13 protein-coding genes are annotated in these 14,483 nt (G+C 42.2%); 10 read left to right on the top strand and 3 right to left on the bottom strand.

The features are described from left to right. Positions 1–225: 225 nt before the first annotated feature. Together QPK24_RS22260 and QPK24_RS22255 are read left to right on the top strand one after the other, a co-directional pair. On the top strand, positions 226–2,658 hold the full coding sequence (locus tag QPK24_RS22260; RefSeq protein ID WP_285744809.1) for an EAL domain-containing protein: 2,433 nt from the start codon (positions 226–228) through the stop codon (positions 2,656–2,658). Positions 2,659–2,770: 112 nt separating this feature from the next. Then, complete coding sequence (locus QPK24_RS22255) at positions 2,771–3,754, top strand: Abi family protein (protein WP_285744807.1); 984 nt, start codon at positions 2,771–2,773, stop codon at positions 3,752–3,754. Positions 3,755–3,905: 151 nt separating this feature from the next. On the opposite strand, the gene QPK24_RS22250 is transcribed toward QPK24_RS22255, so the two are convergent. Beyond that, positions 3,906–5,162: a DUF438 domain-containing protein gene (locus QPK24_RS22250; protein ID WP_285749509.1), complete on the bottom strand. Its 1,257-nt coding sequence runs from the start codon at positions 5,160–5,162 to the stop codon at positions 3,906–3,908. Positions 5,163–5,457: 295 nt separating this feature from the next. On the opposite strand from QPK24_RS22250, the gene QPK24_RS22245 reads away from it, so the two are divergent. Both QPK24_RS22245 and QPK24_RS22240 read left to right on the top strand, forming a co-directional pair. Beyond that, positions 5,458–6,531 (top strand): MerR family transcriptional regulator, encoded by a 1,074-nt coding sequence (locus tag QPK24_RS22245; RefSeq protein ID WP_285744805.1) that lies wholly within the window; start codon positions 5,458–5,460, stop codon positions 6,529–6,531. Between the two features lie 67 nt (positions 6,532–6,598). Then, positions 6,599–7,888, top strand: a complete 1,290-nt coding sequence (locus QPK24_RS22240) for an amidohydrolase (RefSeq protein ID WP_407082940.1) — start codon at positions 6,599–6,601, stop codon at positions 7,886–7,888. Positions 7,889–7,991: 103 nt separating this feature from the next. Here the strand turns inward: QPK24_RS22240 and QPK24_RS22235 are convergent, their stop codons facing one another. Together QPK24_RS22235 and QPK24_RS22230 are read right to left on the bottom strand one after the other, a co-directional pair. Continuing rightward, a complete protein-coding gene (locus tag QPK24_RS22235) occupies positions 7,992–8,300 on the bottom strand; it encodes a hypothetical protein (RefSeq protein WP_285744801.1) in 309 nt (102 codons plus the stop codon). Then, positions 8,297–8,800 (bottom strand): helix-turn-helix transcriptional regulator, encoded by a 504-nt coding sequence (locus tag QPK24_RS22230; protein ID WP_285744799.1) that lies wholly within the window; start codon positions 8,798–8,800, stop codon positions 8,297–8,299. Before QPK24_RS22230 ends, QPK24_RS22235 begins: the two co-directional genes overlap by 4 nt. A 193-nt stretch (positions 8,801–8,993) precedes the next feature. Here QPK24_RS22230 and QPK24_RS22225 point away from each other — a divergent pair, with 193 nt between their 5' ends. The 6 genes from QPK24_RS22225 to QPK24_RS22200 all read left to right on the top strand — a co-directional run bounded on the left by QPK24_RS22225 (position 8,994) and on the right by QPK24_RS22200 (position 14,444). Further along, positions 8,994–9,935 carry an aldo/keto reductase family protein gene (locus QPK24_RS22225; protein WP_285744796.1) on the top strand — a complete coding sequence of 314 codons (942 nt, stop codon included), beginning with the start codon at positions 8,994–8,996 and terminating at the stop codon, positions 9,933–9,935. A 211-nt stretch (positions 9,936–10,146) separates the two neighbouring features. Continuing rightward, a complete protein-coding gene (locus tag QPK24_RS22220; RefSeq protein ID WP_213530525.1) occupies positions 10,147–10,545 on the top strand; it encodes a Fur family transcriptional regulator in 399 nt (132 codons plus the stop codon). After that, positions 10,521–11,336 (top strand): response regulator transcription factor, encoded by an 816-nt coding sequence (locus QPK24_RS22215; RefSeq protein WP_285744794.1) that lies wholly within the window; start codon positions 10,521–10,523, stop codon positions 11,334–11,336. The genes QPK24_RS22220 and QPK24_RS22215 overlap by 25 nt, the downstream gene beginning before the upstream one ends. A gap of 225 nt (positions 11,337–11,561) precedes the next feature. Beyond that, the gene (locus tag QPK24_RS22210) at positions 11,562–13,022 is read left to right on the top strand and encodes a catalase (protein ID WP_285744792.1); all 1,461 of its coding nucleotides are present in this window, start codon (positions 11,562–11,564) and stop codon (positions 13,020–13,022) included. A gap of 145 nt (positions 13,023–13,167) precedes the next feature. Next, complete coding sequence (locus tag QPK24_RS22205) at positions 13,168–13,584, top strand: BlaI/MecI/CopY family transcriptional regulator (protein ID WP_213530521.1); 417 nt, start codon at positions 13,168–13,170, stop codon at positions 13,582–13,584. Further along, positions 13,581–14,444, top strand: coding sequence for a M56 family metallopeptidase (locus tag QPK24_RS22200; RefSeq protein WP_285744789.1), 864 nt, complete (start codon positions 13,581–13,583; stop codon positions 14,442–14,444). Before QPK24_RS22205 ends, QPK24_RS22200 begins: the two co-directional genes overlap by 4 nt. Positions 14,445–14,483 lie beyond the last annotated feature (39 nt).

Here is a 14,483-nt window from a genome sequence, read left to right as displayed (position 1 = left end):
GGGGTAGAAGGGGTTTTAGCTCCTTTGTTGTTGATTTAAATCATTGAGCATTGTCTTGTTTGGCACATTTGCCAGGCAAACAATGCTCTTTTTTATATAAACGCACGCTTTCGTATAAGTTGTTATCCCTCAGATTGTAATGTTACATTTTAGGTTCACAAGGTCGATATATTATACAGGTACGTCATTTTTAGTGGCGATCGCCACTTGTGGAAGAGGTTGTCCATGCATATAGAACATATACACAATTCTTATGATCACTTTTTTGTTTTTTTCTCTTATGTTATTGCAGTATTTGCTTCGTATAATGTTCTGAATTTAGCCAAGACCATTAGCAGCTCCAGAGGGAAAAGTTACGGACTTTGGCTGTTATATGGCGCTGTTGTTATGGGAATGGGAATATGGTCGATGCACTTTGTCGGCATGCTTGCTGTTAACTTTACGGTTCCCGTTTCCTACAATTTTGAGATTATTATCGCATCTGTCCTCGTCGCTATTATCGCTTCATTCATTGCTCTCTATATTGTTGTTCATCCGAATGTATCCAAAAGAAGGTTGCTCGCAGGTGCTTCTCTCTTTGCGATCGGAATCTCAACAATGCATTACATTGGGATGGAGGCAGTTGATCTTAAAATAACGTATGATCCTTTCTATTTCACGTTATCTATTGTAATTGCCTTCGCTGCATCGATTACTGCTTTAGGACTTACTTTTTATTTCCTCGGAGATCAGAAGTACCGGGAACGAGGGAAGAAATTTGCAAGTGCGTTATTAATGGGAACAGGGATTGCTGGAATGCATTACACGGGGATGGCAGGGGCCCGCTATGAAATAAGTCTTGAGCGTGAGCCCGCGGTCATGATGATTCAGCAGGAATGGCTCGCTTATTTTATTACCATAGGTTCAATACTTACACTTGCACTCTCTCTTCTAGGATTATATATAACAAGACGGTTTGCACGTCAGGAGATGGCAAAACAGGAAAGCGAGAAATGGTATAGATCCTTATATGAAAGTAATCAGGACGGCATTATTTCTATTAATTCAGAACATATCATTATTGGATTTAACCCCGCAGCTGAAAAAATTATGAAAATCAATGAAGATAATTATAAATATAAGCCGATCAGCTCCATTCTTCCGATCTTTGTGTTCGATCAGCATGAATACTTAAGAGAGATGTATCGCCGCTCCTCAAAAGGAGAAATTCTTAGATATGAATCAGCGATCCACCATCACAGTGGAGAACAAATTGACCTGAGTATGGTAAATGCCCCTGTGCTTGTCGACGGAAACGTCATGGGGAACTACATTATCGCAAGAGACGTAACGGAGGAAAAAAGAATAAAGGAAAGAAACCATTTTCTTGCCTTTCATGATGAGCTTACTGGGCTTCCCAATCGGCGGATGTTCAATCAAGATCTATCAGACTTGATTATAGAGCAGCAGGGAAGCGGCAATTCTTTTGTCGTCATGGTCATGGATATGGATCGTTTCAAAGTCATTAATGACTCTCTTGGACACGCCTATGGTGATCTGTTCTTACAGCAGATGAGTAAGCGTATTAAGCAATGTTTAGCTGGTGAGAATGTCGTTATCTCACGGATGGGCGGAGATGAGTTTGCTATTTTGCTGAAAGAGATTAGGAACGAAGAAGAAGCAGTCCGGCTGGCGGAGCAGATCATTACGGAAATGGGTCTGCCTTATCAGCTTAAGGATAATGAGTATTATGTTACTGCCAGCATTGGGATTGCGATTTATCCGCAGCATGGGGTTGATGCCGTAGAGCTGCAGCGCAATGCAGACATGGCGATGTATGAAGTAAAAAAGCAGGGGAAAAACAATTACCATTTCTTTTCTAATGAGCTTAATGCTCAAATTACGGAGCGTGTCGAACTGGAAGGGGAGCTCCGAAAGTCTATTGAGAGAGAAGAGTTTGAACTTTATTATCAGCCTCAGTTCCACGCAGGGGAAGCAAAGCTGATCGGAGTAGAAGCGCTCGTGAGATGGAATCATCCAGAGAAGGGAATACTGTCGCCTGCTTTATTTATTCCTGTTGCAGAAGAGATTGGTCTCATAACGAACCTGGGAACTTTGGTTCTTCGTGAAGCTTGCCGACAAATGCATAAATGGCATGAAGAAGGAGGGCCTTTAATTCCCGTATCAGTAAACCTGTCATCACAACAGTTCTATCAGCCGCATCTTGCGAGAGATATTAAAAAAATACTAGAAGAGACGGGACTCCAGCCGGCGTATCTGGAACTTGAGATTACAGAAAGTATGATGATGGATGCGGAAACATCGAGTGAGATTCTTGAGGAGTTATCAAGTCTTGGAATACGGATTAGTCTGGATGATTTCGGGACCGGATACAGCTCTCTTAGTTACTTAAAAATGTTCCCGATTAACAAACTGAAAATCGATCGTTCTTTTATCCAAGATATCGCGGTAAGTGACAATGACAAGGCCATTGTAGCATCTATTATATCCATGGCTCAGCATTTGAAGATGGACGTGATTGCAGAAGGAATTGAGACAAAGGATCAACTGGATATCTTAGTTGCAAGTAATTGCAGTGAAATTCAGGGTTACTATTACAGCCGTCCCTTGCCTGCGGGAGAACTGGCTTCTACCTTTTTAGCTCCGCTGCATAAGTAATAGAGGTTATCTCTACAGTATAAATGTAATGTTTACCATTCCCTTATTTTATGGTTATATGTAACAATTTGTTAATTATCCGTGCTATACTAGGTTCGAAGGGGGATGCGATGTGTCTCAAGTAAAGACTGTTAATCAATTAATGCAATATCTAAGAAACACACATAAGATTAATATATCGGGAGGCCCTCAAAAAAGAAGGCTTCGTAATATAGGGTATTATCATGGATTCAAGGGTTATCGGTACATATCTACTCCTGGGAACCAAGTAAGACAAATACATTATAGTGATTTTAATGAAATACTAGCCGTAAATGATTTGGACATGAATCTTAAGTCCATTTTCTATAGACATATTATGTTCATTGAAACTGCACTCAAAAACTATGTACTAGAAGTAGTTCTAGATCAAAGTAAAACATCAAGTTTTAATGAGATCTTTGATACAGTTTTAACTTACTACAAGACATACCAGAGTGGTTCAGAACAATATCGTAAGGCTCTAAGCAAACGACTTGTATTGAGAGAAAAGTTTTATGGTACTCTAACAAGGAATTTCAATACTAAGAAGGATGTTATACAGCATTTCTACGTGAATGATCAGAACGTCCCTATCTGGGCCATATTTGAAGTTATTACTATAGGAGAGTTTGGAAATTTTGTTTCTGTTGCTAATCTTAACGCTAAAAACGCTATATCAAGATCACTAGGTCTTAATCAGGCGTTTGATTCTAACGGGAAGCTTACCGAGAGTATTATTTATCAAATAAAGGATCTTAGAAACTCTATAGCTCATAACGATGTTATTTTTGATGCCCGGTTTAGAAGTAGCACTCCAAATAGAGCGTTAATACAGAGTCTTGAACGTGACACGAGTATACGTAATATTACCTTTAACACTATTGTCGATTATTTCATACTCGTGATTTACCTCCTAAAAAGCTTTAAATTAACTAAGACAGAACTGATGAAAACTATGAACAGATTTGAATCAGCAATTGATGACGCTAAGAGTCAGATACCACAGACCATATACAATCAGATCTTTCTTCCAGATACAAAACATAAATTAAGTACACTTAGACAGTTTATTTAGGCATTACTTGCATATTTTAGGAGCGAAATGTATAATATAGTTACTGAATAGCGGTGGCTGTTTTCGGACTACCACCTGAGGGAACCGGATTTTCCGGTTCCCTTTTTGTATTCCAGAACTAATTATGCAATTTATAGTACCGTCTCTCCTCTTATTCAGAGAGTATCCGTTTTTGACCTGACAGTTCCTGGATCGGCTTAATATTTTGAGTGAATTCAAGCGTACCTAGATAAGTCCCTTCTTCATCTCTAACAGCGAAGTAGCGGATATAGACATACTTATCTTTAAAAGGAATCCAAAAATCTTCCGAGTCTTTGACACCTGCTTTGAAATCAGCAAGCAGCTGATTAACGACATGAACGCTTTGCGGAGGATGGCAGTTCTGAACACTTCTGCCGATGACCGCCTTGGTCCGAACGAAGATTCTTTCTGGCCCGTGTGAGAAATAGCGTACAATGTCATTCTGATCAATAAAAGTGAGATCGACCGGTAAATGATTGAGCATTGTCTCGAGCTGTTTAACTGACAAAGTGCCGGTACTCATACGAACGAATCCTTCTTGCAGCGAAGAAGATTCTCCTCCGGCACCTGTGCCGGGTTCCGCTGCTCTTTCGGGAATCCACACTTGATCGGGCGCAGTCAGGCAGTAACCAATCTCTTCACTTTGAGCTGCAATCTGAAGCCATTCATCTTCTGTCAGTTTACTAATCGCCATAGGTAATAAAATATGTTCCTCTTTATAGATCATTTCTGTGACTTCGGTTAAGACACGTCTTGCCAGGTCCACTAATGCTTCGGCATCTCCATCAAAAGCAGTGAGTTTCTGTTTGACTTCTTTGATTCCAATTCGAATACCGTCATCTACCGCCCACATTACTTTCGTCGGTCCATAAATACCGTATTTTTCGAGAAAAGGAAACAGCACATTTTCTTTGCGGCTGTAGTGTTTGTCTACATCATATAGGAGACTGAAATCCTCCAGCAGCTGCAAGCGATTTGACTCCCCCGGGTCCTTAAGAAAACGATCCAGATGCAGAGCAATTTTAAAATTAACAAGTTGATCAATTTCCCTATTCTCCATTTTAAAGGTATGGACCGGATGTCCAGGCTGTTCTTCGGGTTTGTTAGATCGGTGTATATCTTGGATGGAACCTTTGAATACCGCCGCATGTACACTGCATAGTCTTTGTACTTCTGTTACAGGTATTCCTTCTTCCTGCATGAGAACTTGCTCAAGTTCCGAAATTTCATCCACTGATACTTCCCCAAATGCTTGATTGAATTTTTCCTTTACTTCCTCCACACTTTTTCCATGGTGCAGCTCTTTAATCATATCCTTGAGTATATGGATCCGATCCGCTCGATCCGCAGAAACTCTATTTTCACGGTTATTAATTAATTCACTCATGATTTCACCTCTGCTATTTTTTATCTGAATCAATTTCATATCCTCCTGATTAAAGCAACTAAAGGTGTTGTGAAATTGATTCAATCTATATAAAAGCTTCACTTTGATCTTGTTTACATCTTTAAAGTTATCACCTCCCTGCTGCCTGCCTTGTGATTACAAGCACAGATAAAATGGAATTTTATTGAACAGAGAAAGGTTGCTGTCTTCTTGGTAAACCAATCCACCTCTAAGCCTACCTCTATACCTTCACGTTACGTGAAGGTTTATACTTAATTTATAAGGGGGCAGTGATATGAATATGTTGCTGATTAAGGAACTTTCAGAGCGGCTTCAAATATCGGCAAGAACGATTCGTTATTATGAGGAGAAAGGCCTGATCACGCCTGCCAAGCAGGAGAGCAGTGGTTATCGGCTGTTTACAGAACAGGACGCAGCAAGACTCCAAACGATTGTTTCTTTAAGAGAAGTAGGAATGTCTTTAGAAGAGATCGGCTGTGTACTTGCTGAGATGGAGGCAGGAGACAGTGAGGATGTTCTTCATCATTTGGAGCTGCAAAGAGCGGTTCTGTTTTCTCAGATGGTAGAGATCAGGCACTCCATTGAAACGACCGACCGAATCATTGCAAAAGGGAAGGAGCAGGCGAAGCTGGAGTGGGATGATATCTATGAATGGACGGCTAGCTTGCGGTATGCGAAAAAACTGCGGTCTTCCTGGCGGGACCACTGGAACTATGACTCGCATGCTGTCCATCATGACGAACGGGTAGAAAAAACACAGCAGCAATATGGAGCCTATCCAAGTTACCGTACTGCCTTACAAAAAGTACTGGAAGCTGTTCAGCCAAAGAAAGGGGAGAAAGGGGTCGATCTTGGAACAGGGACAGGCAATCTAGCTGCCTTATTTATGGAGAATGGGATAGAGATGAAGGGGATGGACCAATCCATTGCCATGCTGAGGGAGGCAGAGCGCAAACATCCGGGGTATGAGGTGAGGCTCGGTAATTTTTTGGCGATTCCTTATGATGATTATCAATTTGATTTTGCGGTAATGAGCTACGCTCTCCATCACCTTACAGAAGACCAGAAGCTGCTTGCGCTGCTTGAGATCAAGCGAATTTTGAAGCCCCACGGACGTATTGGTATCGTCGATTTTATGTTTGAGGATCATCAGGCGAGAGAAGAGTATCTGCATATGCTCAGAGAAGATGGGAGAGACGATGTCATTACTGATATTGAAAAATCCTATTATGCCGATCGTTCTCGGTTAACTAGCTTCTTAGAAGAACAGGGGTACGTGACCAAGACGAAAGAAATCCAGAAAAGACTTCATTTGATCTACGCGGTCCCGGTTAGAGGATATTTATAAGTTAGTTGTTGACCTTCACGCCGCGTGATCCTTTACGCTTCTTTGTATCACAAAGGAGGTCATGAAGATGAGACTGAAAATTGAGAATGCTTGGCTTGTTACGATGGAAGAAGAAGGTACTCCTTATAAGGGAGATCTGCTTATTGAACATGATCGGATTATAAAACGGGGAGACTGCTCGGCGGATGAGGCGGATGAAGTAATCGATGGGACCGGATATGCGGTATTGCCGGGGCTTATTAACACCCATCAGCATAGCCCAATGAGCTTACTTAGGGCTTATTCGGATGATCTGAAACTGATGGACTGGCTTGATCAGAAAATACTGCCCGCCGAAGCGAATATGACAGAAGAAGATATTCGGGCAGGTGCGCGGCTGGCCATGGCAGAGATGATTAAATCAGGAACCACAACTTTTGCAGATATGTACATTCATATGAGTGCGATTGCAGAAACGGTGGAGGAAGTGGGAATGAGAGCTTCCTTGGCAAGAGGACTCGTATTTCATGAACCGGATGGTGGAGCAAGAATGACAGAGGCGCTGGCTCTGATCGATCAGTGGCATGGTAAAGCGGAAGGACGAATAACGACGATGTTCGGCCCGCATGCTCCTTACACCTGTCCGCCAGACGCTTTACGCCAGGTAATTAGACTTGGTGAGGAACGGGATATCCCCATTCATATTCATCTAGCGGAAACGGTGGAGGAAGTATCAACCATACGTCAGAAATATGGACAGACCCCTGCGGAATATTTGCATGCCCTTGGGCTGTTTGATCAGTGTCATGTGCTATTGGCTCATGGTGTGCATCTCAGCGAATCGGATATTCAGCTCCTCAAAGGGATGCAAGGCGGGGTGTCTCATAATCCGGTAAGTAATCTGAAGCTGGGCTGCGGGATTGCTCCTGTTTATAAGCTGCAACAAGAAGGTGTAACGGTGGGACTCGGTACGGATGGAGCGGGCAGTGCCACAACACTCGATATGTTTGAAGAGATGAAAGCAGCCACATGGATGCAGAAATTACAATATGGCGACCCCACGGTCCTCCCTGCAAAAGAGGTACTTAAGATGGCAACAATTCGTGGTGCAAAGTTATTGCGGCTTGATCATGAGATCGGTACCTTATCTGTAGGTAAGATAGCGGATCTGATCCTGGTCAACCTGAATAAACCGCATCTTACACCGCTGCATCAGCTTGAGTCACTGCTGGCTTATGGCGTAAGCGGTGCCGATGTGGACACGACCATTGTGAATGGAAAGATACTGATGCGAAACCGGAGGTTACTAACGATAGATGAGAAGGTGCTTCTTCAGGATGTGCAGATCCGAGCTGAACGTATCGTCCAAAGCGTATAGCAGGGGCCACTTTCTATAATGTATATAAAAAACCGGTAGAGAAGAGGTCGTTAAAGCCGACTTTCTTTACCGGTCCATTTTATGTAACGATGAAAACTTGCTGTTACCGCTGTGGTCTTTTTTGAGGTGAGATGGCTTTATTCCTGTACTGTTTTCTCCAGTTGCGAATGTAATTCGTAAGACCATCTAGAATAAGTCCAATTACTATCCAGGTTAATAGGTGAACTGCATAATGGATGTAGATATCCACTGGATCACCATAATCAAAATGAAGCTGTGTATTTATAGGTCCCGTCAAAAAGAGACCCAGATGTTTGGAATCCCATTGTACATAGTCATCAACAATAATGAGAATGGATAGAAAGGCGAGCCAGCATGTCCAGCGGGATCGAAGGGAGCGCAAAATTTTCATAGACTGAAACTTTTTTTAGGATCATGACTTACCCGGCGATCCCAGTCTACAGAATTAGCTAGATCTGTAAGTCTTGCATGCGCTTCATCCTGATCAAATGTGCTGTACCAGCGAATATGAGCAGTATCGAGAATCCGGTAGTGCATACTGATCATATTTTGCTGCAAAATATAATCGCCTTCTCGTTCAATTTCGTTCCACCAAAGTTTACCTCCAAGCGTTCTGCCTTTCGGTCTTTCCAGAATGCTATGTGCGGCCATTTCGATAATCTCCATCGGTTCTTCGCCGAGAATAGATTGGACCGTTAAACTTTCAGTATGCAAAGCTACAAGAGCAACAACAGCAGTCCAACTTGCTTTGGAACGGCCCTTTTCAATTTGGACCAGTGTTTTTTTAGATATGCCGAGCACTTCAGCCATTTGCTCTTGGGTGTATCCCATTTCCTTACGTACCAGCTTGATTTTACCGGATAAGAGCTGAATGAGCTGCTCTTTTGTCATTATGATTAAGCTCCTTCCCGCCTGTACCTCTATAACAATAGGTAACATTTGGTTATTGTGATTAGTGTAATTTTACACTTTTAAAAATAAACGGTCAATGATTCATTAAGACTCTCTTATTCATCCTTATTCTGAAGGGGTAATGTATAATGGGAATTATTACATATTTTTGAATGGGAGGTTATATGGAGAGATGAAGTACCGAAGATTAGGCGGCAGCGGCTTACAAGTCAGTGAAATTAGCCTTGGGAGCTGGCTGACCTATGGTGGGTATGTCGAGCAGGAGAATGCAGTACGTTCCATTGAGACGGCTTACGATGCAGGTATGAACTTCTTTGATACAGCGAATGTGTATGAACGTGGAGCAGCAGAGGAACTTTTAGGCAAGACACTTCAGAATTATCAACGTGAGTCTTATGTTTTAGCTACAAAAGTCTTCGGTAAAATGGGCGATGGTCCGAACGACCAAGGTTTATCCCGTAAACATATTATGGAACAGTGCAATGCTTCTCTGAAGCGACTGGGCACAGATTATGTAGATATTTATTACTGCCATCGTTTTCATACGGGTACTCCTCTTCTGGAGACACTTCGTGCACTCGATGACCTCGTACGTCAAGGAAAAGTGCTCTATGTTGGTGTAAGCCAGTGGACTGCAGCTCAGATGGAAGAAGCGCTAGGGATTGCAGATCGTTATCTGCTGGACCGAATTGTGGTTAACCAACCTATATATAATATGTTCGAACGTTATATTGAAGACGAGATTATTCCGCTTGGGGAGCAAAAAGGGATCGGACAAGTTGTCTATTCTCCGCTTGCACAAGGCCTGCTGACAGGTAAATATAATGATGCTTCTCGCATTCCTGAAGACAGCCGGGCGGCAAAGCTTAAATGGGATGATAAGAAAATAAGCCAGGAAAAACTTGAAAAGGTACGCAAGCTGTCCGGCGTTGCCAGTGAACTTGATGTGAAGGTGGGACAACTTGCACTGGCTTGGATCTTAAGACAAAAGAATGTCTCCAGTGCGCTTGTGGGTGCGAGCAGGCCTGAACAGATCCAAGAAAATATAGGAGCTTCAGGTATAGAGCTCAGCGAAGAAATACAAGATAAGATTGAGTCCATACTTTCGGAGTAAACGTATTAGATTTAAGCTACAGAGAGCTAGGTGAAATCCAGATCCAGTCTACACTAGGATTTCACTTAGCTCTTTTTTGTTTTCATTAAACCAGATCAGTACACCGTTTATACAGGGATTGACTGGTTATGAATTAAGATTTATACTTAATCTAAAAATAAATACTAATGATGCGGAATCATTTTATAATAGAAGGAGATCTGATGATCTTATGCCTAGAACATTAAATTTAACAACGCAGCGTCAAGCTGTTTATGATGTAGTGAAGAATGCTCACAACCACCCAACAGCAGCAGAGGTAATGACAATGCTTGCACAGCAAGGGTATAACTTAGCTTATGGTACAGTATATAATTCATTGCGGTATCTGGTTGAGAAAGAATTAATCGTTGAACTGAAGCTCGGTGAGACAGCCAGCAGATATGACGCGAGAACAGATGACCATCAACACATCATTTGTGAAGTTTGCGGCAAGGTAGATGAGGTAATGACAGAAGTACCCGGACCTTGGACGGAATCTGTTGCAAAAGAAACAGAATATGAGATTGGCCATGTGCATGTCGTTTTTGGGGGTGTATGTCCAGAATGCCAAAGCAAGCGGAAGAATTAGTGAATAAAAATCAATATCCTTATGCGTCTGTTCGTATTTCACAGGATAAATCTTCAGAATGGCTAAATAAGCCGGAAGAAGATACCGTTCCTTTTTGTGCGGTGACAAAGCGAATTCTCTTAATCAGTCCTACACTGAATCAAGTACATGATTTGGTTAAAGTTCTGACAGATCGTTGCTTTGATGTCATGATGTTTCACAGGCTTGAGCCTGAACTATATCATAACATTCCGCATGACTTACTGATTTATGACGTGACTTCTTATGATGATCAGGATGCACTTGATCTTCAGATGAAGCTAAAGGAATCGACTTCTTCACAGAACTTGTTCCTTGTGAGTGAGAAATTTATTCGCGGTGCAGCACCTGAGATGCTTCAGGAAGAATTGCTGGTTTGGCCGGGAAGACCTCATGAAGCACTGTATCATGTGCAGCGTATTATCAGCCGTGCCGTACCAAGACAAGAACAAACGGTTCAAACAACCAGCACTGATACCTTGGTCTTTAAGGATCTGAGAGTGGATTTGGAGCGAATGTTGGTCCTTAAACAGGAGGAGCAGGTTCACCTTACCAAGACGGAATATGATCTTCTGCTCATCCTCATGAATGCGAAAGGTTCGGTTATATCGCGTGAGGAGATGCTCAGCCGAGTATGGGAAACGGATTTTACCGGCGGGAGCAACGTGGTAGATGTTCATATCAAAAGCCTTCGTAAAAAACTGGGTGATCAGGCTTCTGATCCTAAATATATTATTACCGTCCGCGGCGTAGGTTATCGTCTTGCTGACTAAGAAATAAAGCCCCTAAATGTGCAAACATTCAGGGGCTTTCGTTTTGTTCATAAAGAGTTTCATTTCTTCATAATATGTAAGAGTGATTTCATTTTGTAATCACAAATCATTCATCCTATTCTCATGAAAAAAAGCATAGCTCCATGCTACAATCTATATATGAATTTAGATTAAATCTAACTACACATATAAATATAGAAAATGAATGGAAAGGGTGACCCCTATATGACAGAACGTTTAACTACCAATCAAGGCACACCTGTAGGTGATAATCAGAACTCTAGAACGGCAGGAAGAAGAGGTCCAACTTTACTAGAAGATTATCATTTGATTGAAAAGATCGCTCACTTTGACCGTGAACGTATTCCAGAGCGCGTTGTTCATGCACGCGGATCGGGAGCACATGGTGTTTTTAAAGTAGAAAAATCAATGTCCAAGTACACAAAAGCTGCTTTTTTACAGGAAGAAGGAAAAGAGACACCTGTCTTTGTACGTTTCTCTACCGTAATTCATGGACAGGGATCTCCAGAGACGGCTCGGGACCCTCGCGGCTTTGCGGTTAAATTCTATACGGAGGAAGGCAATTATGATCTAGTCGGCAACCACCTGCCCGTATTCTTTATCCGTGATGCGATTAAATTCCCAGATATGGTTCACTCTTTAAAACCATCACCTAGAACCAATATTCAAGATCCAGCTAGATATTGGGATTTCATGACACTAACTCCTGAGTCTACTCACATGATGACATGGTTGTTATCCGACTACGGTACGCCAGCGAATTACCGTCAGATGGATGGATTCAGTGTTCACGCCTATAAATGGATCAATGATCAAGATGAAGTGGTATACATTAAATATAAATGGGAAACACAGCAAGGCGTTCGTAATTTCAGTTCAGAAGAGTCATCAGAGACGCAAGGAAAAGATTTTAACCATGCCACTCGTGATCTGTATGATGCAATTGAACGTGGTGATTATCCAGAGTGGGTTCTTAAAGTACAAATCATGAATCCTGAAGATATCGATGCACTTACGTTTGACCCGCTTGATCCGACCAAGATTTGGCCAGAAGATAAATATCCGTTCGAGACGGTTGGGCGCATGACTCTGAACCGTAATCCAGAGAATTTCTTTGCGGAAACGGAGCAGGTTGCTTTCTCCCCAAGTGTTCTTGTACCGGGAATCGAAGCTTCGGAAGATAAGCTGCTTCAAGGTCGGTTGTTCTCTTATCCAGATACACAGCGTCACCGTCTGGGAGCGAATTATACACAGATTCCCATTAACTGCCCTTATGCAAAAGTGAACAATTATCAGCGCGATGGTCTTATGCAGATGAACCAGAATCCTTCGGAATATAATTATGAGCCAAACAGCTCTCCTGACAGCCCGAAGGAAGACCCGAAATATCGTGATTCTAAAGTAGCGATCAGCGGGCATATTACCCGTGAACCGATTGAAAAAACAGAAGATGATTTCAAACAAGCGGGGGATACGTATCGCAGCTTCACCGAACAGGAAAAAGTAAACTTCCACAGAAATCTTATCGAAGATTTGAAACAAACACCGGAGCAGACACAGCTTCGCGCGATCTGCAACTTCATTCGAGCAGATCATAGATTAGGTATGATTCTAGCAGAAGGTCTTGGTGTAGATATTCGTGAGTTTATGCCGCCAACTAAGTAATAAATTTCTAAATTTCATAAGAAACCGAGCTGTCAGAATTTTTCTGTCTGCTCGGTTTTTTTCTTATGAAAAACTGGATGTGAGTGGAATCATATGTTGACAAAGGAAAGAGAGACAATACAATGGGTAGTGTGGAGGGGTGCTGATGAGGATTAGTCACTTTAAGGTGGGAGAGCAAGGTCTTAACCGTTTCTTTGGTCCTCTGGAGGCAAAAATTATGGACGTCCTCTGGAATGAGGAAGAGGTAAGCATTAAAGAGGTTCAATTAAAACTGGAAGAGGATAAAGCGCTGAGCTTCAATACGGTCATGACCGTGATGAACAGGCTTGTTGAAAAAGGGATACTCGTCAAAACACTTCAAGGCAGGACCTCAAAGTATCGCCCGGTTCAATCAAGGGAGGTGTTTATGGATACGCAGTCGAAAGAACTGACACATGAGCTGATGGACCAGTTTGGTTCCATTGCGGTTACCCATATGCTCGATGCGGTTGAAGTTGCCGATCCCGAGTTAATTAAACAACTTGAGCTCCGAATTAAGCAGTGGAAGAAGGATCTACCGTGAAGTGGGCGCTGCGTTCCAGGGTGTTATTTAGCTGCGGGATTCTGATATGCGGGGCTGTTTATATTCAAATGGGATTATATGTAGTTCATATGATCTGGGGCTGGCAATCTACGTTTAATCTATTTACATGGTGTACTCACTGGATGAGAGAGTTTGGGTTGTTGTCTATTATTCATTTATTAAACGTATTTGTTGCAGGAACTTTTCTATTCATTATTTACTATATATGTACCCAGCTGATTGGCGGGGCTCGCGCCTTAAAATACATATACCAATTAACTGATTTTAATCTCACGGCGTATTATGCGGGGCGGTATCCGAACCTCACACTTCGCAAGAATCTAGTGGTAATCGGAACGAATGAACCGGTTGCCCTTACTTGTGGATTGTTCCGACGGCGAATTGTGATCTCATCGGGACTAATTCAGCTGTTAGATGAGAAAGAATTGGAAGCTGTACTCTATCATGAACACTATCATCTACGGCATTACGACCCGCTTAAGACGTTTCTTCTTACACTTGGTGTATCTACCCTTGGATATATACCTATATTAAAATCGATACTATTCAATTACAAAATGGTTCGCGAGATGATAGCAGATCACGATGCCATTACGAGAGCCGGTACGCCTATCGGCTTGGGTGGAGCCCTTCTTAAGCTGCTGGGTACATCAGTGAATTCTGGCTTTCAGAGCGGTGTAGTTTCTTCTTTTGCTGCGGAAAGTACAGTCAATGACCGAATTGCCTGGATTTTGGAACCGGAGAAGGAGCTGCCTTTACGAATATCCGGCTCAAGTTTGCTATGCTCCGTCTTCATTCTGATTGCATTGTTTGCTGTATTTAACGTTGTTCCTCATTGATCGATAACTGAAATTAAGAAAATAAAAAAATATGAATTC

This window comes from Paenibacillus polygoni (genome assembly GCF_030263935.1).
In the GTDB taxonomy this organism is placed as follows: domain Bacteria; phylum Bacillota; class Bacilli; order Paenibacillales; family Paenibacillaceae; genus Paenibacillus; species Paenibacillus polygoni.
This window is presented reverse-complemented; position numbering and strand designations above follow the sequence as displayed.